General features: G+C 56.7%; 40 protein-coding genes. All 40 read right to left on the minus strand.

All coding sequences use genetic code 11. From position 1 onward, the window contains the following. Position 1 precedes the first annotated feature (1 nt). Positions 2-553, minus strand: coding sequence for a PilN domain-containing protein (locus tag NT179_09960; GenBank protein ID MCX5722336.1), 552 nt, complete (start codon positions 551-553; stop codon positions 2-4). Continuing rightward, positions 550-1668 carry a type IV pilus assembly protein PilM gene (gene pilM / locus NT179_09965; GenBank protein MCX5722337.1) on the minus strand — a complete coding sequence of 373 codons (1119 nt, stop codon included), beginning with the start codon at positions 1666-1668 and terminating at the stop codon, positions 550-552. The genes NT179_09960 and pilM overlap by 4 nt, the downstream gene beginning before the upstream one ends. Before the next feature lie 261 nt (positions 1669-1929). After that, positions 1930-2793: an RNase adapter RapZ gene (gene rapZ / locus NT179_09970; GenBank protein MCX5722338.1), complete on the minus strand. Its 864-nt coding sequence runs from the start codon at positions 2791-2793 to the stop codon at positions 1930-1932. Positions 2794-2806: 13 nt separating this feature from the next. Next, positions 2807-3343: a ribosome-associated translation inhibitor RaiA gene (gene raiA / locus NT179_09975; protein ID MCX5722339.1), complete on the minus strand. Its 537-nt coding sequence runs from the start codon at positions 3341-3343 to the stop codon at positions 2807-2809. Positions 3344-3458: 115 nt separating this feature from the next. Beyond that, entirely contained in the window at positions 3459-4970 is a 1512-nt protein-coding gene (gene rpoN / locus NT179_09980) for an RNA polymerase factor sigma-54 (protein MCX5722340.1), read from the minus strand. A gap of 19 nt (positions 4971-4989) precedes the next feature. Next, a complete protein-coding gene (gene lptB / locus NT179_09985; protein ID MCX5722341.1) occupies positions 4990-5727 on the minus strand; it encodes an LPS export ABC transporter ATP-binding protein in 738 nt (245 codons plus the stop codon). A 41-nt stretch (positions 5728-5768) separates the two neighbouring features. Further along, positions 5769-6350, minus strand: a complete 582-nt coding sequence (locus tag NT179_09990; protein MCX5722342.1) for a hypothetical protein — start codon at positions 6348-6350, stop codon at positions 5769-5771. Continuing rightward, entirely contained in the window at positions 6325-6897 is a 573-nt protein-coding gene (gene lptC, locus NT179_09995; protein ID MCX5722343.1) for an LPS export ABC transporter periplasmic protein LptC, read from the minus strand. The genes NT179_09990 and lptC overlap by 26 nt, the downstream gene beginning before the upstream one ends. Positions 6898-7089: 192 nt before the next feature. After that, positions 7090-7512 carry a 50S ribosomal protein L17 gene (gene rplQ, locus NT179_10000; GenBank protein ID MCX5722344.1) on the minus strand — a complete coding sequence of 141 codons (423 nt, stop codon included), beginning with the start codon at positions 7510-7512 and terminating at the stop codon, positions 7090-7092. Between the two features lie 18 nt (positions 7513-7530). Further along, on the minus strand, positions 7531-8520 hold the full coding sequence (locus tag NT179_10005) for a DNA-directed RNA polymerase subunit alpha (GenBank protein ID MCX5722345.1): 990 nt from the start codon (positions 8518-8520) through the stop codon (positions 7531-7533). Positions 8521-8620: 100 nt separating this feature from the next. Beyond that, positions 8621-9247 carry a 30S ribosomal protein S4 gene (rpsD, locus tag NT179_10010; GenBank protein ID MCX5722346.1) on the minus strand — a complete coding sequence of 209 codons (627 nt, stop codon included), beginning with the start codon at positions 9245-9247 and terminating at the stop codon, positions 8621-8623. A gap of 80 nt (positions 9248-9327) precedes the next feature. Further along, positions 9328-9711, minus strand: a complete 384-nt coding sequence (rpsK, locus tag NT179_10015; GenBank protein MCX5722347.1) for a 30S ribosomal protein S11 — start codon at positions 9709-9711, stop codon at positions 9328-9330. A 37-nt stretch (positions 9712-9748) separates the two neighbouring features. Further along, on the minus strand, positions 9749-10129 hold the full coding sequence (gene rpsM, locus NT179_10020; GenBank protein ID MCX5722348.1) for a 30S ribosomal protein S13: 381 nt from the start codon (positions 10127-10129) through the stop codon (positions 9749-9751). A 133-nt stretch (positions 10130-10262) separates the two neighbouring features. Continuing rightward, entirely contained in the window at positions 10263-10376 is a 114-nt protein-coding gene (gene rpmJ, locus NT179_10025; protein ID MCX5722349.1) for a 50S ribosomal protein L36, read from the minus strand. Positions 10377-10391: 15 nt separating this feature from the next. Further along, positions 10392-10610 (minus strand): translation initiation factor IF-1, encoded by a 219-nt coding sequence (gene infA, locus NT179_10030; protein ID MCX5722350.1) that lies wholly within the window; start codon positions 10608-10610, stop codon positions 10392-10394. Positions 10611-10646: 36 nt separating this feature from the next. Then, positions 10647-11396, minus strand: coding sequence for a type I methionyl aminopeptidase (gene map, locus NT179_10035; GenBank protein MCX5722351.1), 750 nt, complete (start codon positions 11394-11396; stop codon positions 10647-10649). Further along, entirely contained in the window at positions 11393-12049 is a 657-nt protein-coding gene (locus tag NT179_10040) for an adenylate kinase (GenBank protein ID MCX5722352.1), read from the minus strand. Before NT179_10040 ends, map begins: the two co-directional genes overlap by 4 nt. A gap of 8 nt (positions 12050-12057) precedes the next feature. Next, positions 12058-13377 (minus strand): preprotein translocase subunit SecY, encoded by a 1320-nt coding sequence (secY, locus tag NT179_10045; protein MCX5722353.1) that lies wholly within the window; start codon positions 13375-13377, stop codon positions 12058-12060. After that, a complete protein-coding gene (gene rplO / locus NT179_10050) occupies positions 13370-13825 on the minus strand; it encodes a 50S ribosomal protein L15 (GenBank protein MCX5722354.1) in 456 nt (151 codons plus the stop codon). Before rplO ends, secY begins: the two co-directional genes overlap by 8 nt. Beyond that, entirely contained in the window at positions 13822-14031 is a 210-nt protein-coding gene (gene rpmD / locus NT179_10055) for a 50S ribosomal protein L30 (GenBank protein ID MCX5722355.1), read from the minus strand. Before rpmD ends, rplO begins: the two co-directional genes overlap by 4 nt. Continuing rightward, complete coding sequence (gene rpsE, locus NT179_10060; protein ID MCX5722356.1) at positions 14031-14540, minus strand: 30S ribosomal protein S5; 510 nt, start codon at positions 14538-14540, stop codon at positions 14031-14033. The genes rpmD and rpsE overlap by 1 nt, the downstream gene beginning before the upstream one ends. A 59-nt stretch (positions 14541-14599) precedes the next feature. Continuing rightward, a complete protein-coding gene (gene rplR, locus NT179_10065; GenBank protein MCX5722357.1) occupies positions 14600-14965 on the minus strand; it encodes a 50S ribosomal protein L18 in 366 nt (121 codons plus the stop codon). 8 nt (positions 14966-14973) lie between these two features. Further along, positions 14974-15510 carry a 50S ribosomal protein L6 gene (gene rplF / locus NT179_10070; GenBank protein ID MCX5722358.1) on the minus strand — a complete coding sequence of 179 codons (537 nt, stop codon included), beginning with the start codon at positions 15508-15510 and terminating at the stop codon, positions 14974-14976. Positions 15511-15566: 56 nt separating this feature from the next. Continuing rightward, positions 15567-15962 (minus strand): 30S ribosomal protein S8, encoded by a 396-nt coding sequence (gene rpsH / locus NT179_10075; protein MCX5722359.1) that lies wholly within the window; start codon positions 15960-15962, stop codon positions 15567-15569. A 73-nt stretch (positions 15963-16035) separates the two neighbouring features. After that, positions 16036-16221 (minus strand): type Z 30S ribosomal protein S14, encoded by a 186-nt coding sequence (locus NT179_10080; protein ID MCX5722360.1) that lies wholly within the window; start codon positions 16219-16221, stop codon positions 16036-16038. Between the two features lie 21 nt (positions 16222-16242). Next, positions 16243-16776 (minus strand): 50S ribosomal protein L5, encoded by a 534-nt coding sequence (rplE, locus tag NT179_10085; protein MCX5722361.1) that lies wholly within the window; start codon positions 16774-16776, stop codon positions 16243-16245. Between the two features lie 141 nt (positions 16777-16917). Beyond that, on the minus strand, positions 16918-17253 hold the full coding sequence (gene rplX, locus NT179_10090; GenBank protein MCX5722362.1) for a 50S ribosomal protein L24: 336 nt from the start codon (positions 17251-17253) through the stop codon (positions 16918-16920). 19 nt (positions 17254-17272) lie between these two features. After that, the gene (gene rplN, locus NT179_10095) at positions 17273-17641 is read right to left on the minus strand and encodes a 50S ribosomal protein L14 (protein ID MCX5722363.1); all 369 of its coding nucleotides are present in this window, start codon (positions 17639-17641) and stop codon (positions 17273-17275) included. 37 nt (positions 17642-17678) lie between these two features. Next, on the minus strand, positions 17679-17945 hold the full coding sequence (gene rpsQ, locus NT179_10100; GenBank protein ID MCX5722364.1) for a 30S ribosomal protein S17: 267 nt from the start codon (positions 17943-17945) through the stop codon (positions 17679-17681). Between the two features lie 2 nt (positions 17946-17947). Next, entirely contained in the window at positions 17948-18169 is a 222-nt protein-coding gene (gene rpmC, locus NT179_10105; protein ID MCX5722365.1) for a 50S ribosomal protein L29, read from the minus strand. Between the two features lie 42 nt (positions 18170-18211). Further along, on the minus strand, positions 18212-18625 hold the full coding sequence (gene rplP, locus NT179_10110; protein MCX5722366.1) for a 50S ribosomal protein L16: 414 nt from the start codon (positions 18623-18625) through the stop codon (positions 18212-18214). 14 nt (positions 18626-18639) lie between these two features. After that, positions 18640-19311 carry a 30S ribosomal protein S3 gene (rpsC, locus tag NT179_10115; protein ID MCX5722367.1) on the minus strand — a complete coding sequence of 224 codons (672 nt, stop codon included), beginning with the start codon at positions 19309-19311 and terminating at the stop codon, positions 18640-18642. 51 nt (positions 19312-19362) lie between these two features. Next, on the minus strand, positions 19363-19716 hold the full coding sequence (gene rplV / locus NT179_10120; protein ID MCX5722368.1) for a 50S ribosomal protein L22: 354 nt from the start codon (positions 19714-19716) through the stop codon (positions 19363-19365). 44 nt (positions 19717-19760) lie between these two features. Continuing rightward, positions 19761-20048, minus strand: a complete 288-nt coding sequence (gene rpsS / locus NT179_10125) for a 30S ribosomal protein S19 (GenBank protein ID MCX5722369.1) — start codon at positions 20046-20048, stop codon at positions 19761-19763. Positions 20049-20057: 9 nt separating this feature from the next. Next, a complete protein-coding gene (rplB, locus tag NT179_10130) occupies positions 20058-20882 on the minus strand; it encodes a 50S ribosomal protein L2 (GenBank protein ID MCX5722370.1) in 825 nt (274 codons plus the stop codon). Between the two features lie 50 nt (positions 20883-20932). Then, the gene (locus NT179_10135; GenBank protein ID MCX5722371.1) at positions 20933-21226 is read right to left on the minus strand and encodes a 50S ribosomal protein L23; all 294 of its coding nucleotides are present in this window, start codon (positions 21224-21226) and stop codon (positions 20933-20935) included. Continuing rightward, on the minus strand, positions 21223-21846 hold the full coding sequence (gene rplD, locus NT179_10140; protein ID MCX5722372.1) for a 50S ribosomal protein L4: 624 nt from the start codon (positions 21844-21846) through the stop codon (positions 21223-21225). The genes NT179_10135 and rplD overlap by 4 nt, the downstream gene beginning before the upstream one ends. 3 nt (positions 21847-21849) lie before the next feature. Further along, positions 21850-22470 carry a 50S ribosomal protein L3 gene (rplC, locus tag NT179_10145; GenBank protein ID MCX5722373.1) on the minus strand — a complete coding sequence of 207 codons (621 nt, stop codon included), beginning with the start codon at positions 22468-22470 and terminating at the stop codon, positions 21850-21852. Positions 22471-22500: 30 nt separating this feature from the next. Continuing rightward, entirely contained in the window at positions 22501-22815 is a 315-nt protein-coding gene (rpsJ, locus tag NT179_10150; GenBank protein MCX5722374.1) for a 30S ribosomal protein S10, read from the minus strand. Positions 22816-22842: 27 nt separating this feature from the next. Next, positions 22843-22979: elongation factor Tu (gene tuf, locus NT179_10155; protein ID MCX5722375.1), on the minus strand; the 137-nt coding region annotated here is incomplete at its 5' end.

The following is a 22979-nucleotide window of genomic DNA, read 5'->3' on the forward strand; positions in this document are numbered from 1 at the left end:
CTTAACCTTTGAGGCGGAAGCCCAGTTTGAACTGATAGATATTCAGTTGGCTTTCCACCGCCGCGCGACTTTCATGAAGGTTGATATCGGTAAAGTAGTCGGTCTTGCGCAAGTTGTTCACGAACTCCACCACATCGTCATTGGTCGCCGCGCGCCCCTCAAGATCGATGTCGCTCCCGGTGACCGCGATTCTCACCAGCCACACTTTGAGCGGCTCCAGGCTCTGACTGACATGGTCGAGCACCTTCACGGGACCGACGCGCGATTTTTCCAACTGGTCGATAATGCGATTTTTGTCTTCCAGGACTTTCTTCCGGCTTTCGAAGTCGGATACCCGCTTCACTTGTTCCTTCAACTGCGCAACCTGCTTCTCCTTGTCGAGCTTTTCCGTCTGCCGCGCTTCGATTTCCTCATCGAGCGATGCCGCATACCACCAGCAGCCTGCCAGCGTGATGAGCAGCAACCCCACCCCCAGCAGCGCCTGGGCCCTGACATCATACTGGGGCTTCGCCCGATGCCCCTTCGGCCCTGGCAATAAGTTAATACGAATCATCGATCCCCTACCGATCTCAGGGCTAACCCAACCCCCACGGCAGCCAGCGGAGCCAACGCAGCCAAGGCTTCCTGATCAAATTCGCTCCCCGAGATGTCGATTTCTCCGAACGGATTCGCCACCTCGACGACCGCTGACATGCGATCTCTCAGCTGCGAAACGAGCCCCTTGACCTGAGCGCCGCCGCCGCACAACAGCACATGCTGCACGTCCGCATCCAAGGTGGTGGTCTTGAAATAATCGATGGTCCGCGCAATCTCCGATGCGACCTCGTCATTCACACTATCGATAACCGTCGCCACCGCGACCTGACTCGTCTCTGCCGCGTGCTCGTTTTTCTTGGCTTCCTCCGCCTCTTCATACGACAGGCCTGTTTCGCGCTGAATGGCTTCCGTATAGCGATTCCCTCCGATGGGAATATCGCGCGTAAACAACGAGATGCCGCCTCGAACAATATTGACATTCATCACGCTGGCCCCGATGTTGACGAGCGCCGTGGTCTCGTCCTGCGAGACGGGGTAGTTGATCGCATGCATGTTTTCAATCGCGAAGGCATCCACGTCCATCACGAGCGGAAACAGGCCCGCCCCCTTGACCAGCTCCGTCAGCTCGTTGATCTTGTCCTTCTTCGCCGCCACGAGAATGATCGACATCTCGCCAGGGACATCGCCCTCGGCCTCGGAAGCGTGCAACACACTGAAGTCGATGTTCACCTCATTAATGTCGAAGGGAATGTACTGCTCGGCGGCAAGCCTCACCTGCCCTTCCAATTCCTCATCCGGCATCAGCGGAAGGCTGATTTTCTTGATGATGACGGCATGGCCGGAGATCGACACCGCGACTTGTTTCACCTTAACGTTCGTCTCCTCAAACAATTCCTTGATCGCCGACACCACCCGCCCTTCGTCCATCACCGTGCCATCCACGATGACTTCCGGCTCAAGCGGTTTAAATCCAAACTTCTGAAGGATGTACCGCCCTCGGCTTTCCTTCAACTGCACGAGCTTAATCCCGCTCGACCCGATGTCCAGCCCGACAAGCTGACGCTTCGGGGTGAGCATCGAAAAGAGGTCGGTTTCGGCCAAACCTTTGAACGACGTAAAGGGACTCAACATTGGTGCCTCTGCATGACCAGGGCTGCCCCTGAAAAACACATCACTGCATTACGCGAAGGGGTAAGGGACCGCCTGCCGCAGGCAGCCTCTACCCGTAACGTGCGAACAGAGCTTACATATTGGGGATTCTTCTCATACACAGGTCAAGTATAGTCCAGATGCCCCACCTGTCAAGAAAATGGACTTTACTGCATTAGACAAACGGAGAGGCTGCGCTAGAGCGTTTGGCGGAGAAATCGTGATGGTGCGATACGAGGGTTACTACTTATTGATGTCGCGATGGGTGACGGTTGTTTGATAGCCGATTACCGCGAAGCTTTCTTGAAGCCGTCCGGCAATCGCCACCGACCGATGGCGGCCGCCGGTGCAACCAATCCCGACATTCACGTAGCTGCGGCGCTCTCGCTCGAAGAGGGGCACGAGGAATTTAAAGAGGCCCTCAAGTTGCCCGATAAAGGCGACCGCGTCAGGATCGGTCAGCACATAACTCCGTACTCGGGGATCTTCCCCGGTCAATGGCTTGAGGTCTGGCACGAAGAATGGATTCTGCAAAAACCGGACATCGAACAGAAGGTCGATATCGACCGGCACGCCGAATTTGAAGCCAAACGTGACCAGCGAGATCGTCAACCGGCGAGGCGTCCCCTCCTGCCCAAACCGCTTGGCCAATAGCTCTCGCAGTTCATGCACCGTCAAATCAGAGGTATCAATAATGCGGTCGGCGTGGCGGCGCAGATCGGCAAGATGTTCCTTCTCGAAGCGCACCCCTTCCAGCATGGGGAGATGCGGCAGCAACGGATGAGGCCGCCTGGACTCCGAGAAACGCCGAACCAGCACCTCTTCGCGCGCCTCGAAAAACATCAACTCGACCGAATGGCCCAGGGCTTTGACCTGCTCAAGGATTCCCACGAGATCAGAAAAAAATACGCGCTCACGGACATCGATGCCGAGCGCGACATTCTTAATCTCGCCCCCCTGCTGATGACACAATTCGACGAACGTCGGCAGCAGCGCCGGCGGCAAATTGTCGATACAGAAGTATCCGACATCCTCGAAACATTTGAGGGCGTGCGACTTCCCTGAACCGGAAAGACCGCTGATCACGACTAGCTTGAGTCCGGCCATGCGAACCTACCCTTTACGACGGATCGATCAGCACCATGCGATCACGACCGATACGCTGAAGGATCTGCAACTTCCCCGATGCGCGCAGCGTAAACACCAGCAACGAACCAGGCAGAGGATCCAGCCGGCGCTTCGCTTCTTCAAGCGTCAACACCGTTCTCGCGGGACGAACGACCTCCAGCTCCGGTTCGATCTCTTCCTGAGGCGCAGAGGGGCGCACAGCCTTGCGCGCTAATTTCTTGACCGGCGCCTTGTGATCGGCCTGGCGCTCCTTGTACTTACGGATCTGCGCGGCCAGCCTGGTCACCAGCTGATCGATCGTTGCATACATTTCCGGCGTCGTCGCTTTCGCCTGAATCCGGCGTCCCTGCACCGTGCAGACGACCTCCGCCGTATGTTGTAGCTTGCTCACACTCAAAATGACTTCCAGATGGCTCAGCTTCACGTCATACCGCGCCAGCCGTTCAAACCGTTTCTCCACATGCGCCTTGAGCGCCGGCGTCACCACGAGATGTCGTCCTGTAATCTTCATCGGCATTGATCCTTTCATGCTCACAACCATCGGCCGTACGACTCACCCTCGACGATGCGCATCGCATCGGACAACCATTACAGCAGGGGAACGACAAACTCAGACGGGAACGCGCGGAATGAATGGGACAGGCCTAAAAAAACCGCTTCCGTTGGGTGGCCGATGGAATATGCTCTTCCGCCCGATACTTGGCCACCGTCCGCCGCGCGATCACCACCTGCTTCGTGAGCAACCGCGCCGCAATCTCTTCATCTTTCAGGGGATGGGCAGGATCCTCCTCTGCCACCATAATCCGGATCATCTCTCGAACCGTCACAGAGGACATCATGTCGGAAGGCTGATCCGCTCGCTGCAGGCCCGCATTGAAAAAGAATTTCAGCTCCAGCATGCCCTGCGGACAATACATATACTTGTTCGCCGTCACGCGGCTGATGGTCGATTCGTGCATCCCGATATCCTCAGCCACCTGCTTAAGGACCAGCGGCTTGAGGTGTTGCACGCCCTTTTCAAAGAATTGCTCCTGAAACTTCACGATGCTCGACACCACCTTCACGATCGTCTTATTACGCTGTTCGATGCTGCGAATGACCCATTGGGCGGCGCGCAATTTCTCATCCAGATAGGCTTTCGTCTCTCCCGATCCGCTCTCGCCCGCCCCCATCAATTGCTTATAATAGGGGCTGATCCTCATGCGCGGGAGCCCGTCATCGTTCAGGAGCACCACCCACTCGCCTTCGTTTTTGACGACGAACACGTCCGGCACAATCACATAATTCTGGGTATTGGAAAAGGGCCGCCCCGGCTTGGGCTCAAGCACTTCGATGACCTTCGTGGCCTGAAACACCTCTTCCACCGTAACGTCTAAGGCTTTGGCAATCCTCGCATACTGTTTCTTCTCAAGATCTTTGAGGTGGTGCTGCACGATGGCTTCAACGATCGACCCCTTCAAGGCGCCAGGCCTGGCCCCTAGTGATCCCATGGGGCTCTTCCCCAAATGTCCGATTTGCAAAAGCAGACATTCCGCAAGATCTCTGGCCGCCACGCCGGTCGGGTCGAAACTCTGCACATCCTTGAGAACCGATTCGGCTTCGACTTCCGTAAAATCGGTCCCGGCGACCATCTCCGCAAGAGACATGCGCAGATACCCGTCATCGTCAAGATTGCCGATGATCGACCGCCCGATCGCCTTCTCACGTTCCGACAACCCGGAAAACGACAGCTGCCAGAGGAGATGGTCCTCCAAGGAAGCCGCTTTTGCCATGGTTTGTTCATAGGAAGGAAACTCGTCCTGCGAGGACGAGGAGGACTCAGATCCGCCGATCCGGCGATCGCTCCCGAAATATTCTTCCCATCCAGCGGCCGAGGCCTCATCCGGCGTGTCACGCTCTTCCAGAGTCGACTCCCCCGCCGCCGCCGAGTCGCTGCTCGCGGACGCCGCCTCTTCCTCAGCCTTTTCCTCGACGCTGCCAGCCTCGCTGTCCTCCGCCTCAGTCGGAAGCTCCTCTAAGAGAGGATTTTCCATCAAATGCTGGGTCAAGCTCTGCTGGAGCTCGAGCCGCGACAATTGCAACAGCTTGATCGCCTGCTGCAATTGCGGGGTCATGATGAGCTTTTGGCTCAGCCTGAGATCGAGCCTGAGCTTCATGCGAACATACTTTCACGCGTCATAGCTTAAATCGATCCCCCAGATAAATGGCCCGAGCCCTCTCGCTCTTGACGATCGATTCGGGAGACCCGGCCTCGAGAATCAACCCCTCGTTGATGATATACGCCCGATCCGTGATGGAGAGCGTTTCCTGGACATTGTGATCGGTGATCAAAATGCCAATGCCCTTTTCCTTCAAGCGGATGATGATGTGCTGGATATCCGCCACGGCAATCGGGTCGATCCCGGCAAAGGGCTCGTCCAGCAACATAAATGACGGATTGGTTGCGAGCGCCCTGGTAATTTCCAATCGCCGACGTTCGCCGCCCGACAGCGCATAGGCCATGCTCGTTTTGATATGGCTGAGATCCAGCTCTTTGAGCAGGGCATCGGCCCGTTCACGCCGCTCTGTCCGAGAGTAGTCCAGCGTTTCAAGAATTGCCAGAATATTGTCTTCCACCGACAACCGTCGAAACACCGACGATTCTTGCGGAAGATAGCCGATACCCTTGCGGGCACGCCGGTACATCGGCAGATCCGTGATCGCCTCGTCGCCGAGCGAAATCTGCCCTTCGTCTGGCTTGCACAAACCAACAATCATGTCGAAAATCGTGGTCTTCCCGGCCCCGTTCGGGCCCAGCAACCCCACGACTTCACCGGCGCGGACGTCGATCGAGACGCCTTTCACGACCTTGCGGGCACGAAAGCTTTTCACCAGCCCCGTCGCGCACAAACCCGCACCTTCGACAATATTCACCGGAGAGCCAGTTGCCACAACAGTCCCCTGCACCGCCTCACTCACTTGGCCGCCTCCCCCTCAGACTCAAGCCGCACATGCGAGTCTCCCTCCACCACACTCCGGTCTTCCGCGAGAAACATCGTGATTTGCTTGCCACTGACCCTCGTGCCCTTGTCCCAGGCCACCGGGTCACCGGTCAGCACGAGCTTGTCTCCATCCTGATAATAGATGGCCTTTTCACAGGTCGCGCTCCCGGACTCTTTCTTGATCTTCACGCGCCCGGTCGCCACGATTTGATTGATCGAACGGTTCGACACCGCCGGCATAGCATCAGGTCCTTTCGAAGGCGCGGCGCCCTTGACGGCCCCACGCCCATTCTGGTCAGCACTGGCAGGCGCATCCTGTCCGCGAAACATGACCACCATCCGATCGGAATGGACAATCAACGCGCCACGGATCAGCACCACCGTCCCTTCGAAGACGGCCTGGTTATCCTGATTTTTCACGGTCATTTTCTTGGAGGTAATGGTCGTACTGGCCGCTGGCGCGGCCACGCCTTTGGACAGCGGCGCATCAGCCGACTGGCTCAATGAGACCACACCAAACGGGCACAAATTAAGAAGCAGGAGCCAAATCCACATGTACATCCTCAAGTACTTCAAATTCCTCTGTATCCAAATGCCCGAGCAAGCCGCGCCCCGTCACCTCTAAGCCATGCCCCACGATACGGACCGGATCCTTCGTGCGGATCTCTCGTGTCTTGTCAGTCCACGCCAAATGGTTTGTGTAAATCACATAGCCACTTTCAATATGCACTACCAGCGGTTCCGATTTGTTGGACAGCACAAAGTCCTTGGTCTCCGTGTTCAAGACTCCGTCATCGCCGGTCACCGTCAATTCCTTCCCCTGTCGACCGAACAACGTGACCGCCACGACCTTCAGCATCGTCTTTTTATCTTGCTCAAAGAGCCGAGCCTCGTGCGCCTCCACCTGCCATTGCACCACGTCACCCTTTGCTTGCGTGAAGGTAAACTGTGAAATCGTGGCATCGGAACTATCCATGGAACCAGGCGCTGTCGCAGTTGGAGGAGGAACGGCTGTTGAATTAGTCATGAGGAGATAAGCCAGGAAACAGGCCAACACCACACTGAGCGCTAACAAACCGCGCCTGACTAAGCGTTGCCACACTATGTGCGTGATTCCTTTTTCACGTAGCAGAAACGAGATTGGCACGATAGTAGCATGGGCCCAAAACCAAGTAAACTCATCCCGGAACATCCGGGAGAGTCTACTCGGTCAAGAGAGAAAAAAGGCTTGTATGGAATCGTCGAAACGAGAGGACGACGTCGCACGCGCGACTAGATCTCCTCGACAGGAGACCTAGTCGGCAGTGGGACTCGCAGGAACTGCTTCTGTAGAGACTGATTTCTTCGCCGGCACCGCATCAGGACGAGTCACGAGTTCGATCGCGACCATCTTTGCCGCATCGCCAATGCGGCGGCGCGTCTTGACGGTCCTCGTATAGCCGCCGGTACGGTCTTTGAACCGGGCCGCAACATCGCTGAATAGTTTCGAAACGACGTCCTTGCTCCGGATAAATGCAAGCGCCTGCCGCCGAGCCGGCAATGACCCTTCTTTACCGAGCGTGATCATCCGATCCGTGAACCCACGGATTTCCTTCGCCTTCGCCTCAGTCGTCTCGATCCGCTCATGTTCGAGCAGGGACGTCACAAGACTCCGGAATAGGGCCCATCGGTGCTTCGTCTTTCGTCCAAGCTGTCTGCCATTTTTTCTGTGACGCACGGGTAGCCTCTTGTTTCGTTACTCGCTCTTCGGATTACCGCTCGTGGATTGCACCGCGTCCAACTTGACGCCGAGCCCCAGGCCCATTTCCGTCAGGATCTCTTTAATTTCGTTCAGCGACTTCTTGCCGAAATTCTTCGTCCGCAACATCTCGCCCTCGGTCTTCTGCACCAAGTCGGCGATGGTCTTGATGTTCGCGTTCTTCAAGCAATTCGCGGCGCGGACTGATAACTCCAACTCATTCACACTGCGGAACAGATGCTTATTGACCTCACGCTGCGCCTCATCGCTCCCCAGATCCGCGCGCCCCTCGACTCGCTCGTCGGCGTTGATGAAGATATCCACATGGTCGCGCATAATGCCAGCGGCTGTGGACAAGGCATCCCGCGGTGAGATAGTGCCATCCGTCCAGATTTCCAAGGTCAACTTATCATAGTCGGTCATCCGTCCGACACGGGCATTTTCCACATGGAAATTCACGCGCTTGATCGGTGAGAACACCGAATCTATGGCGATGACACCGATGGGCAGCCCCTCTTCCTTGTTTCGCTCAGCGGGCACATAGCCCCGCCCATGCTTCACCGTCATTTCCATATCGAACAAAGAATCCTTGTCCAAGGTTGCGATATGGAGGTTCGGCGTCAGGATGGTCACGTCTGCATCATGAATAATGTCGGACCCCTTGGCTTCGCCGGGGCCCTTCTTCTTCAGACGGAGCGTCTTCGGCTTATCGGTATGGACCGCGAGTCGCAGCCCTTTGACGTTCAAAATAATAGAGGTCACATCCTCCGTGATCCCCGGAATCGTGGAGAACTCGTGCAGCACCCCTTCGATCTTCACGGTGGTCACAGCTGCGCCGGTCAGCGACGACAACAACACACGTCGCAAGGCATTGCCGACGGTCGTCCCGAACCCACGCTCATAGGCCTCCGTCGTAAACCGGCCGAACGTTTGAGTCTGGGTATCCTTATCGACTTCCACCCGCATCGGGATCTGAAAGTCCTTCATCGCTTTAATCATGACTCCCCCTTCATCTCATCGAGTAGACAGTCGCTGCACGGCACCCGCGCGCCACAGAGACCAACCCCCGCGCCCAAATCCACACGTACTACCTGGAATACAACTCCACCACCATCTGCTCATTCACCGGCAACGAAATCTGATCCTTCGTCGGCAAGGCACGGACCACACCTTTGAAGGCCGTCTTGTCCAGCTCCAGCCACTCAGGAATGCCTCGCCCATCCACCGCCTCTAAGGCTGCCTGGATCGAGATCAAATTGCGGCTCCGTTCACGAATGCTGATGATATCGCCTGCTTTGACCTGTGCACCCGGCACATTAATCTTTCTGCCGTTCATGGTCAAATGCCCGTGGCTCACCAGCTGCCTGGCTTCTTTCCGTGAGGCGCCAAAGCCTAACCGGTAGGCCACATTGTCCAACCGGCATTCCAGCAACCGCAAGAGCACTTCGCCGGTGATACCGGATTGGCTTTCCGCGCGCTCGAACAGGCCGCGGAACTGGCACTCCATCAAACCGTAGATTCTGCGCAGCTTCTGCTTCTCTCTGAGCTGAGTGCTGTATTCTGAGTTTCTCGGGCGCTTTTGTCCGTGCTGTCCAGGAGGATAGCTTCGCCGCTCGATGGCGCACTTCGCCGTCATACAGCGCGAGCCTTTCAGAAATAACTTTTCACCCTCTCGTCGACACAACCGACAGACGGGACCGCGATACTTTGCCACTGCTCTACCTCCGGTTACCGGACATCACCACAGGGGTGCGCCCAACAATTCTCGTGTATTCAACGCTCCGACGTGCGCCCCTAGACGCGCCGCCGCTTAGGAGGACGGCATCCGTTGTGCGGAATCGGGGTTACATCACGAATCATATTGATCCGCATGCCAGCGGCCTGGATAGACCGAATCGCCGATTCACGACCGGACCCCGGCCCATTCACATAGACATCCACTTGGCGCATCCCGCTCTCCATCGCCTTGCGCGCGGCAGCCTCGCCCGCCCGCTGCGCCGCAAAGGGCGTGCTCTTGCGCGACCCCTTGAACCCTTGGTTCCCTGAGCTGGCCCACACGATCGTGTTGCCGCTCATGTCGGTGATGGTGACAATCGTGTTATTGAAGGAGGCCTGAACATGGGCCACCCCGCTTTGCACGATCCGGCGCTCTTTTTTCTTCCCTTTTTTGACGCTCATACAGGCTCCCTACTCAAGTAACGGTCACGCACTACGTTTAACGTGTAGGCGGTTTCGGTTTGCTTCCCACCCCGGAGCGACGGCCTTTTCTCGTCCGCGCATTCGTCTTGGTCCGCTGGCCACGAACCGGCAACCCTTTCCGATGGCGCAGACCGCGGTAGGTGCCGCTATCAATCAACCGCTTAATGTTCATCGAGAAGGTTTTTCTCAGGTCGCCTTCGACCTGATAGCTCTCCTGAATGATTTCTCTGATCTTGACGATATGATCTTCGGTTAAATCCTTGACGCGAATGGCGCCATCGATCCCCGCCTTGCCCAGGATCTTGAGTGCGGCTGCGCGCCCAATGCCATAGACATAGGTCAGGCCGATATCCGCCCGCTTGTCCTTCGGTAAGTCCACTCCAGAAATACGAGCCATAGTTCCTCCTACCCTCTCCCTCTACGTTCTCACAGGCCGTGGCTTGGCGAGCCTCAATTGCGCGCATCGAACGAGCGCCGTTTCATCGCGCGCGTTCGGCGAGCACGGAGGCCACATAACCCCCGGCCGCCCTCTATCCTTGGCGCTGCTTGTGACGTGGATTCTCACAGAGAATTCGCACCACGCCCTTGCGGCGAACCACTTTACATTTGGCACAGATCGGCTTGACGGATGATTTCACTTTCATGTCTGTTTCGCGCTCCTACTTAAACCGATAGGTGATGCGCCCGCGAGTCAAATCGTACGGCGAGAGCTCAACGGTCACCTTATCGCCAGGAAGAATACGGATAAAATGCATGCGCATTTTTCCTGAAATGTGTGCAAGGATTTTATGGCCATTGTCCAGCGACACTCGGAACATCGCATTCGGTAACGTTTCGTTTACCGTGCCTTGTATTTCAATGACGTCTTCTTTCGGCACGTACCTCTATCCTTTCTGCCCCAACCCCACGATCACTTACAGCTGACTCAAAATACGCGGAGGCCCACTCGGCTGAATCGCAATCGTATGCTCAAAATGCGCCGAGAGACTTCCGTCGACCGTCACGGCGGTCCACCGATCCTCAAGAACCTTGACGGCCGCCTTCCCCACATTGACCATCGGTTCGATCGCCAGGACCATCCCTGCCTGCAACCGAGGGCCCTGTCCAGGCTTCCCGTAGTTCGGCACCTGCGGCTCTTCATGCAACTGACGACCGATGCCGTGACCGACGAACTCTGTCACGACCGAGTAGCCAGCCGATTCCACATGCTGCTGAACCGCATGCGAAATATCTGAAAGCCGATGCCCCACCACCGCCTGCTTGATCCCGAGGTACATCGCCTCTTCGGTCACTCGAACCAGGCGGGCATTGCGTTCGCTCCCCTGCCCCACCACCACCGTGACCGCCGAGTCTCCGTAAAACCCCTCCACGATCGCGCCAAGATCGAGCCCGATAATATCCCCCTCCTTCAGCACTCGCTTGGAGGGAATTCCGTGCACGACCTGCTCATTCACCGATGCGCACAGGGTCTTGGGATAACTGCGATACCCCTTAAAGGCCGGTCGCGCACCACGAGCCCGAATCTCTTGCTCCGCCAAACGGTCCAGCTCATCGGTCGTAATCCCGGGCTGAACAGCTTTCTTCAGCACTTCTAACGTCTCAGCGACCACCCGTGACGCCTGGGCCATCACCGCAATCTCATCCACCGTCTTGAGAATGATCATCTCATCTGATACGGCGCCAACACCTGGGAGAGATGCTGCAAGACCACATCCACTGCGCCAGACGCATCCAGTGACGACAATAACTGCCGCTCGTCATAATAGCGCACCAGCGGGGCCGTTTGCTCGTCGTACACTTTCAACCGCGTCTCGATCGCCGTGCGCTGGTCGTCGCTGCGCTGCACGAGCGATTCGCCGCAACGATCGCAAATCCCGTCGGCCTTGGGCTTGGCAAAATCCACATGGAACGTCGCTTGGCACTTCGGGCAGCTCCTCCGCCCACTCAAACGCCGCACCACGTCTTCCCGTGACACCTGAAAGTTCACGACCCGATCGAGGGCCATGGCTTTCGACGCAAGCGCCTTCCCCAACTCTTCCGCCTGCGGAACGGTCCTGGGAAATCCATCCAGAACGAATCCGGCAGCGCAGCTGGGATCAGCTAACTTCTCCCGCACTAGCCCGATCACCACGGCATCAGGAACCAGCTTCCCCTGATCCATGTAGCTCTTCGCTTCGAGTCCCAACGGCGTCCGCGTACGAACCGCCTCGCGGAGAAGATCACCGGTTGAAATCTTCGCCACCCGATACTGCGCCGCAATCCGCTCAGCCTGGGTGCCCTTGCCGACGCCTGGTGCGCCGAGAAATACCACGCGCATGGATCCTCCTACCCGTTCCGCCCACGGAGGGGAGCCATGCCCTTGCCGAGAAATCCTTCGTAATTCCGCATCAACATATGCGACTCAATCTGCTGAGCCGTATCCAAACCGACCCCGATCACGATCAGCAGCGAGGTCCCGCCGAAATAGAATGGCACATTCAGCTTATAGATCAAAAACTCCGGGATCACGCAAACGATCGCGAGGTAAATCGATCCGGCAAACGTAATGCGCGTCAGCACTTTGTAAATATAGTCGGACGTCCTGACTCCAGGCCGAATCCCGGGGATAAATCCTCCGTACTTCTTCATGTTGTCGGCCATGTCCACCGGGTTCAAGACCACGGCCGTATAAAAAAAGCAGAAAAACAGAATCAGGCCGACATACATCAAGGTGTACAGCAGCGAGCCTGGCGCGAGCTGCGCACCAAAGGCTTTCACCCACGGCGTTTCAAAAAAACCGGCGATCGTCGCCGGGAACGCAATAATCGAGGACGCGAAAATCGGCGGAATCACTCCAGCCGTATTGATCTTCAACGGGATATGGGTACTCTGCCCGCCGAAGACACGTCGCCCAATGACCCGTTTCGCATACTGCACCGGCACTTTCCTGCGTCCGCTCTCCAGAAAGACAATGGCCGCCACGACGACGACCATGAGGAGCGCAAGCGCCATCAGCAGGACGAAGCTTAACTGCCCGACCTTGTACAAATCAAATGTCTGGGCGACGGCAGCGGGCAAGCGCGCGACGATTCCCGCGAAAATAATCAACGAAATTCCGTTCCCGATACCTCGCTCGGTGATCTGCTCACCCAGCCACATCAAGAAGCCCGTACCGGCGGTCAAGGTGATGACCGTCATCAGACGGAAGCCCCACCCTGCGCTCATCACGAAGGCGCCTTGATTCATCTGTTCGAGACCCACGGCGATTCCGAACCCCTGAATCACCGCAATACCGATCGTCCCGAACCGAGTATATTGAATAATCTTTTTTCGGCCGCGCTCGCCCTCTTTGGCCAACTTCGAGAGGTGCGGAACGACCACGGTCAGAAGCTGAAGAATAATCGACGCGCTGATGTAGGGCATAATGCCCAAGGCTAAGATCGTCAGCCGCGAGAGTGATCCGCCCGAGAAAATATCTAAAAATCCGAGCAGCGCGCCGCCCTGCTTTTGGAGAAACTCGGAGAGGGCCTCGCCGTTGATTCCAGGCGTAGGGATATGGGCCCCGATCCGATACACCACCAGCATCCCCATGGTGAAGAGGATGCGCGTGCGCAGCTCAGGAATTTTGAAAATATTCTGAAAACTGGTCAGGAGCCTCTCAAACACCGGGGATGACCTCGACTCTCCCTCCAGCTGCTTGAATCTTTGCCTCTGCGGACTTGCTGAATTTGTGCGCCTGCACCACGATCGCCTTGGTCAGATCTCCGTTTCCGAGGATCTTGATCGGCAATGTCTTGCGCTTGACTAAGCCTGCATCGACCAGCGCTTGCGGCGTAATGGTGCCAGAGACCGTCATCTCACCCAAGCTGCTCAGGTTGACGATCGAGTATTCCTTGCGGAATATGTTCGTAAAGCCATGCTTCGGCACGCGACGGATCAGCGACATCTGGCCGCCCTCGAATCCACCAGCCTGCCGGCTGCGACCACCGGACCTGGCTAACAGACCCTTGTGACCCTTACCCGCTGTTTTACCATGGCCTGAACCAGGTCCACGGCCGATACGCTTACGCTTTTTTCTGGATCCTTTTGCAGGACCGAGCTCATGTAAGTTCATTGTGGCTGCACTTCCAATAGATATCCAACTTTGTCAATCATCCCTCGTACTTGCGGAGTATTGGGACGAGTAACAGTCTGTCTAATCTTTCTCAAACCGAGGCCACTCAACACCAGGCGATGCTTTTGCGGCGTCCCAATCGGGCTCCGCCGCAACGTAATCACAAACCCTTTTTTGGTGACCTTGGGAATCTTCGGTGTAGGCATTAGGCACTCACCCTGTTCTGCGCGTCGCCCACTGCGCTCCGGCGCATCTTCAGCACGTCTTCGGCATTTCTGAGCTGACAGAGGCCGTTGAGCGTCGCCCGCACGACATTGAATGGATTGCCACGGCCCAGGGTCTTGGCGATGACGTTATGCACGCCCACGACCTCAACGACCGCACGGACAGCGCCACCGGCAATAATACCCGTACCCTTTTTCGCGGGCTTCAAGAGGACATGCTCGGCGCCGAACAGCCCGTCAACCTCGTGCGCGATCGTTCCAGACGTGAGGGCGACATGGACCAGGTTCTTCTTCGCCTGCTCAACCGCCTTCGCAATCGCGACGGGCACTTCAGCCGCCTTGCCTTTCCCGATGCCAACCCACCCCTGTCCATCTCCGACAACAACCAGCGCGCAGAAGTTGAACCGCTTTCCGCCCTTGACGACCTTCGCGACGCGATTGATAAAGACGACTTTGTCTTTCAGGCTTAATTCATCTGGATTAACTCGCACGTAACGTCTCTCCTCTTTGTTCCCCTCGCTCCACTACCGTCACGGAATCGAGGTGCGACCTAGAACTGCAGACCGCCTTCACGCGATGCCTCGGCCAACGCTTTCACGCGCCCATGATACATCCGACCACCACGGTCGAACACCACGGTCTGAACCTTCGCGGCCTTGGCCCGCTCGGCCAATAATTTTCCAACTGCCTTTGCACCTTCGATGCTGCCCGTGGACTTCACCGATGTGCGCAGAGACTTGTCCAGGGAGGACGCCGCTGCCAGCGTCGCCCCCTTGAGATCGTCAATGATCTGGGCATAGATGTGAGAGCTGCTGCGAAACACGTTGAGACGTGGACGCTCGGCCGTTCCTACGACCCGCTTCCGCACCCGCTGCTTCCGGCGTGTTAACTGTTCTGCTTTATCTGCACTATTCATGGATCACCTTACTTCCCTGTCTTTCCAGCCTTCTTACGCAACACTTCCCCGACATAGCGAACGCCCTTTTGCTTATAGACGTCAGGCGGCTTGATCGCGCGCAAGTTTGCGGCGACCTGCCCCACCAATCGCTTATCGGTTCCCTTCACATTGATCAGCGTCTGCTTATCCACCTTCACGTCGATCCCGACGGGGACCGGGTACAGGACCGGATTGATATAGCCCACGTTAAAGCTCATCGTCCGTCCCTGCAGGGCGACTTTGTAGCCGACCCCGGTGAGCTCCAAGTTACGCTCATAGCCCTTGGTCACACCCTGCACGATGTTGCTGAGCTCTGCGCGAGTTAATCCGTGCAATGCACGAACGTGACGGTCCTCGGTCAGCCGATTGACCACAAGCACTCCATCAGCAATCGCGACTCCAAGGCCGGGAGACAAGGACCAATCGAGCTTCCCGAGCGGGCCCTTCACGGAAACGATCGGGCCGGCGACCTTGACATCCACTCCTGCTGGAATCTGGATTGGTTTCTTTCCTATGCGTGACATCGATTCCTCGTTCCTCTAGCAAGCTGACACAATAACAATCTGGTTCGCTTGGACTCTTACCAGACCGAACACAGCACTTCTCCGCCTAACCCGGCTCGGCGCGACTCCTGATCCGTCATCAACCCTTTGGAGGTCGACAAGATCGCCACGCCAATGCCGTTCTTGACTCGCGGAATATCCTTAATCCCGACATACACACGACGACCCGGCTTGCTCACCCGTAGCGCACCCGTGAGCACAGGCTTTCCTTCGGACACATACCGCAACTGCACTTTCAGCACGGGATGCCCATCCGCAAGGTCCGCCTGGACGCCCTGAATATAGCCTTCGTTCTGGAGGATGCGAAGCAGCTCGCGCTTCAGACGGGATGCCGGAATGCTCACAACATCGTGACGTCGCCGCAGCGCATTTTGTATTCTCACCAAGAGATCGCTAATCGGATCTGTAACCATGCTAACCCTTTCACCAACACGCTTCGCGTAACCAGACGTGTATGACAGCCCAGTGACACGGAAGGCGGATAATCTACCAACTCGACTTCCGAACCCCAGGGATCTCACCCTTCAGGCTCAGTAACCGAAAACAAATTCTACACATACGAAACCGGCGCAAGAACCCTCGCACGCGCCCACAGAGCCCACACCGGTGATAGTCCCGAACCGGGAATTTCGCCTTGACGGACGATTTATTTCTCAGCGCTAATCTCGACACCTACAGCTCCTTCGTTTGACGTTACGTCGTCCGGAATGGCATCCCTAAATGCTTCAACAGCGCCCTGCCCTCGTCGTTCGTCTTGGCAGTCGTGACGATCGTGATGTCCATCCCATGGATCGACGCGACCTCATCGTACTGAATCTCAGGGAAGATAAGCTGTTCTTTAAGGCCCAGCGTATAATTGCCCCGTCCATCGAAGGACTTCGGCGACACGCCACGGAAGTCTCTGATGCGCGGCAAGGACAACGTCACGAGACGATCAAGAAACTCCCACATGCGCCGGCTCCGGAGCGTCACCTTAGTGCCGATCGGCATCCCTTGGCGCAGCTTGAACGTCGCGATGGCTTTCTTCGCCTTCGTGATCAGCGCCTTCTGGCCCGTGATCAAGCCCAACTCGTTCGCCGCGCTCTCGAGCAGCTTCACGTTTTGAATGGCTTCACCCATTCCCACGTTCAGCACAATCCGCTCGACCTTCGGCACCTGCATGACGTTCTTGTAACCGAACTCTTTCATGAGCGCGGGCACAACCTTCTGCAGATACGTCTCGCGCATCCGAGGGTTAAACTTAGACTCTTCGCTGCCCTCGTCCTTCGCCTGCGGAACCGATGACGCCTCTTTCTTCTTGGGCGGTCGCTTCTCAGACGTCTTGCTACCTTTTCCTGATTCAACCTTCGCCATCTGGCGTCCTCACTCCTACTCGACTGAGTCGTTCGATTTTTTGCTGAACCGGACCCGCCGGCCATCATCGAGCGTTCGCACGCCCAGGCGGGTTGGCTTCTGCGTCACGGGACACAGATACATCACATTGGAGATCGCAAGCGGCGCTTCCCGTTCGAGAATGCCACCTTGCTTGACTTTCTGATTCGGCTTGGTGTGGCGCTTGATCATATTCAGCTTTTCAACCACAACCTTACCCACTGCCGGGTCAACCGAGAGCACTTTCCCGGACTTGCCGCGATCACGCCCGGAGATCACGACCACCGTATCGCCCTTACGAATTCGACTTTTTGCTAATGCCTGCTTATTCATCCCGCCGTCTCCACCCTCGTTAAAGCACTTCCGGAGCTAGAGAAATAATCTTCATAAACTTCTTCCACCGCAACTCACGCGCGATCGGCCCGAAGATGCGCGTGCCAACCGGATCCCCATCCTTATTGATTAGGACGCATGCGTTCCGATCAAACTTGATGTAGGAGCCATCTTCGCGGCGCACTTCCTTGGTCGTCCGCACGACCACGGCACGACTCACGTCGCCCTTCTTGACTGTCGCCGCGGGAATCGCCTCTTTCACGGCCACCACGACAATGTCTCCGAGAGACGCATACCGGCGTCTGGTCCCCCCGAGGACATGAAAACACATGGCCTGCTTGGCACCAGAGTTATCGGCCACGTCCATGTATGTATAACTTTGAATCATAGTCCCTGGTTCCCTCTACCGTTCGAACGATCTCCGCCTACGAGCCCTGTCCCTTTTCCACAACTTCAATCACCCGCATATGCTTATCTTTGCTGATCGGCCGCGTTTCGATCATGCGCACACGATCGCCAATCTTGCAGGCGTTCTCTTCATCATGCGCTTTGAACTTGGTCACCCGTCGAAGCACCTTTCGATAGAGCGGGTGGATCACCGAGCGCTCGATCTCGACCACGACGGTCTTGTCCATTTTATTGCTGACCACACGGCCAACCCACTCACGCCGCTTGCTTACTGACTCAGCCATCCTCAGGCCCCCTTCGCCGTGCTAGAAATTGGCTCGACCTGCGCGAGCTCGCGTTGGATCGTCTTGACCCGTGCAATGGACCGCTTCGTCTTTCGCAACTGCATGGGGTTCTCCAGCCGTCCGGTCCCCATCTGGAAGCGAAGGTTGAAGAGTTCCTGTGTGAGCTGCTGCGACTTCTCCGCAAGCTCAGGTGCCGTTAATTGCCGTAATTCCTTCAGATCCATGGATGCGCTCGCTCCCTACCCTTACGCCCGATTCAATCGATGTTAAAACTCGCCGCGGACGACATACTTCGTGGCGATCGGCAACTTATGCGACGCCAATCGAAACGCCTCTTTGGCGACTTCCGGCGTAACACCGTCCATCTCGTACATAATACGACCTGGCTTGACCACGGCCACCCAGTACTCCGGATTGCCCTTCCCTTTACCCATGCGGGTTTCAGCCGGCTTCTTGGTAATCGGCTTATCAGGGAAGATTCTCGTCCAGACCTGGCCGCCGCGCTTCACACAGCGAGTGATCGCAATGCGCGCCGCCTCGATCTGCCGGCTGGTGATCCAGCCTGGCTCCAACGCCTTCAATCCAAACTCTCCAAGGGTAATCTGGCCGCCACGATAGGCCTTGCCGGTCATACGCCCCTTCATCATTTTGCGGAACTTAACTTTCTTTGGTGCTAACACAATATCCCCTTCAGTTACCCGAGCCGGCGCTCAAATGCTGATTCTTTCTTCAGGGGCTGCAACGGAAGGACCTCGCCTTTGTAGATCCACGTCTTGACCCCAATCTGTCCCATCGTCGTATGCGCTTCGGCAAACCCGTAATCAATGTCCGCCCGGAGCGTATGGAGCGGCACGCGGCCTTCACGGTACCACTCGGAGCGCGCGATTTCCGCACCGCCAAGACGACCGCCGACCATGATCTTGATCCCCTGGGCGCCGAGACGAAGCGCGGACTGCACGCTGCGCTTCATCGCCCGACGGAATGCCACACGCTTCTCCAGCTGGGTCGCGACGTTTTCGCAGACCAATTGCGCATCCAGCTCAGGCTTCTTGATTTCCTTCACCGTAATGTACACCTGACCGGAATAGGCCTTCTCCAGCTCCGCCTTCAGCTTATCAACTTCAGCCCCCTTGCGGCCGATGATGATGCCGGGACGCGCGGTGGAAATGATCACGCGCGTCTGGTCACCGGATCGTTCGATTTCGACCTTGGCCACACCAGCATGAAACAGACGCTGCTTGACCATCTTGCGAATCCTGATGTCCTGATGGAGGAGCTTCGCGTAATCCTTGCTCGCGTACCACCGGGAACTCCAGTTGACGTTATATCCTAGTCGATAACCGATCGGATGTGTCTTGTGCCCCATAACTTCTTATGCCTCACTCAGCCAGGAAATGAATCGGCTCCGTCGCCGCCCCTACTTCTGCTCTTTGACCTCTGCCGTCGACACGACGACGGTAATGTGGCTCATACGCTTCTGAATGGCATTCGCGCGCCCCTGCGAGCGAGCCCGAAAGCGCTTCAACGTCGGCCCACAATCGACAAAGGCCCTCGATACGACCATGGACTCACTGTCGCCCATCTCTTTTTGCTCCGCATTAGCCACGGCAGACATCAACAGCTTCTCCACCACTTTACACGCCTGACGCGGTGTATTTCTGAGCAATGCCAAAGCCATTGGAACCTGCTGCCCACGGATCAAATCGATCACAGGGCGCGCCTTCCTCGGAGAGACACGTACAAAACGCAAAACTGCTTGTGCTTCAGCCATAACCTTCCAATCCAATCGAGTTTGCCGAGACCGCGATCAGTCGCTTACTTGAGGGCGACTGACTTCTCCGTCTTGGCGTGCCCATGCCCCTTAAAGAACCTGGTCGGAGCGAACTCCCCAAGTTTGTGCCCGACCATGTTTTCCGTCACGAAAACCGGAATAAACTTTTTCCCATTATGAACCGCGAACGTATGTCCGATCATATCTGGAATGACGGTGGACCGTCGCGACCAGGTCTTGATGATCTTGCGATCCTTGTTCTGATTCATCCGATCTACTTTTTCAAGCAGATGATCGTCAACGAATGCGCCCTTACTTACAGACCTCGGCATCTCGTACTCCTACTTGCGACGGGAAATAATGAACTTGTCGGTCGCCTTGTTGTTCCGGGTCTTGTACCCCTTGGTCGGAAGACCCCATGGGGAGACTGGATGGGGATTACCCTGCCCAGACTTTCCTTCGCCGCCGCCATGCGGGTGGTCGACCGGATTCATCACGACACCGCGCACATGCGGGCGTCGGCCCAGCCATCGATTCCGGCCCGCCTTTCCCACATTAACATTCTCATGGTCCGTATTGCCAACTTGCCCGACGGTCGCCATGCACGTCGCAAGAATGCGGCGCATCTCACCGGACCTGAGTCGCACCTGGATGTACTCGCCATCACGTCCCATGACCTGAGCCGAGCCGCCCGCGCTACGAATCAACTGGCCGCCCTTTCCGGGCTTCAACTCGATATTATGGATCGTGGTTCCCAATGGCATACTGGACAAGGGCAATGCATTGCCAATACGAACCTCGGTTCCCAGACCAGCCTGCACCACATCGCCAACCTTGAGCCCGACAGGAGCCAGGATATAGCGCTTCTCGCCATCCTTGTAGTGCACCAAGGCAATGCGAGCTGAACGATTCGGATCGTACTCCAGCGCAGCGATGGAGCCAGGGATGCCAGACTTATCCCGCTTAAAATCAATCTTCCGATAGAGGCGCTTATGCCCGCCCCCACGGAAACGCACCGTCGTCCGCCCATCGTTGTTCCTGGCGCCAGTGCTGCGATTGACTGACGTCAGCGACTTCTCAGGCCTCTTCTTCGAGAGCTCTTCGGTCGTCACCGCGGTCATCCCGCGACGGCCCGGAGTTCTTGGCTTATATACTTTTATTCCCATGCTACAGTCGTCCTTCCAGCACACCAGGCTCAGCCCGGCGCAATGTCCTACTATGCGCTCTCGTAGAGCTCCAATTTTTCGCCGGCCTTGAGTTTGACGAAGGCCTTCTTCCAATCAGATCGCTTGCCGGAGAAACGCCCCAGGCGCTTCACCTTGCCGCGGACGTTCATCACGTTCACGCGCTCGACCTTCACCTTCAACAACGTCTCGACCGCTTGCTTAACCTGGACACGATTCGCATCCGGATGCACGAGGAAAGCCACCGTATTATTGGCTTCCCGCATGGCCGTGATCTTTTCCGTCAACAACGGCTGCAACAGAATGCTATGGAGACCAGCCTTCATGCCCAGACCTCCTTCAGCCGCGTCAACTCGCGCTCAGAAATCATAATTAGTTCCGCCCGGACAATGTCATAGACATTCAATCCTTCAGGGCCCACCACACAAACATTCGGCAAATTGCCAGCCGCCTGAGCCAATCCTGCATGGCCTGCGCCAGCCACGATCAAGGCATAGGCACCGGCGCCGAAATTCTCCAACGCCTTGGCCAACAATTTCGTCTTCGGTTCCGCCAACGACAGATTCGACACCACCACAATCTGTCCATCAGCCAGCTTGGCCGAGAGCGCGCTCTGCAGCGCAGCGCGATACTTCTTCTTGGGCATGCTGTAGGAATAATCACGCGGCTTCGGTCCGAACACCGACCCGCCATGGCGCCATACAGGAGAGCGGATCGATCCGGCTCGCGCGCGCCCCGTATGCTTTTGCTTCCAAGGCTTCTTTCCTGACCCAGCCACTTCTCCGCGGCGCAATGTGGATGCCGTGCCCTGACGCTCACAGGCACGCTGCATCACCACCGCCTCGTGCACCAAGGACGTGTGCAGCTTGCAGCCGAACACTTCATCGGGAAGATCGACTGAACCGACTTTTTGCTTCTTCAAATCAACGATATCAACCGTGGGCATGCCCTACCCCTTCTTCGACTTTCTCACCATGATCAGTCCATTTGCCGCGCCGGGGATCGCTCCACGAACAAACAGCAGGTTCTCATCAGGCCTGGATTCAATGACTTTCAATCTCTGAACCGTAATCCGCTTCGCCCCCATGTGCCCAGGCAAGGTCTTCCCTTTCCAGACACGCGAAGGATAGGAACTGGCCCCCATCGAACCGGGATGACGATGGAACATGGACCCGTGAGACTCAGGACCGCCGGCATAATGATGCCGCTTCACCACGCCCTGAAATCCCTTCCCCTTGGAAATCCCAACGACATCTACCCAGTCGCCCTTTTTAAAGATATCGACCCTGATAGACTGCCCGACCTCCATATCGCCGACCTTCTCAAACTCTCTGAGAACACGGGTGGCCGGAGCCTCCGTCTTCTTCAAGTGTCCCAGCTCGGCCTTCGACAGTTTACGCTCTTTCACTTCGCCAAAAGACAACTGGACAGACTCATATCCATCGCGCTCTTTTGTCTTAATCGTGACCACGCGGCACGGGCCCGCCTCGATCACCGTGACGGGCGTAAACCGCGTCTCGTCAAATATCTGGGTCATCCCCAGTTTTTTACCCAACAACCCGTTCGTCATGTGTGACGTTCCTTGCCAGTCATCTGACCCTTAAAGCTTAATCTCGACATCCACGCCGGCGGCCAAGTTCAACTTCATCAGGGAATCCATAGTTTCAGGAGTCGCGTCCATGATGTCCATCAAACGCTTGTGCGTTCTGATTTCAAACTGTTCGCGCGCCTTCTTGTCTGCATGCGTCGCACTCTGCACGGTAAACTTCTCGATCCGCGTCGGCAGAGGGATGGGACCCACGACCTTTGCCCCGCTCCGACGGACCGTCTCCACGATTTCAGCCACCGACTGGTCTAAAACCCGGTAGTCAAACCCGCGCAGCCGAATTCTAATTCTTTGTTCAACCTTAACCATTCATTCCTCTATTCATCCGGCCAATGTTTACGCCAGAATTTCGGTGACAACGCCGGAGCCCACGGTCTTGCCGCCCTCGCGCACCGCGAACCGCAACCCTTGATCCATCGCGATCGGGCTGATCAGCTCACCCGTCACACTCACATTATCGCCCGGCATGACCA

It is taken from the genome of Nitrospirota bacterium (genome assembly GCA_026387665.1).
Taxonomy (GTDB): domain Bacteria; phylum Nitrospirota; class Nitrospiria; order Nitrospirales; family Nitrospiraceae; genus Palsa-1315.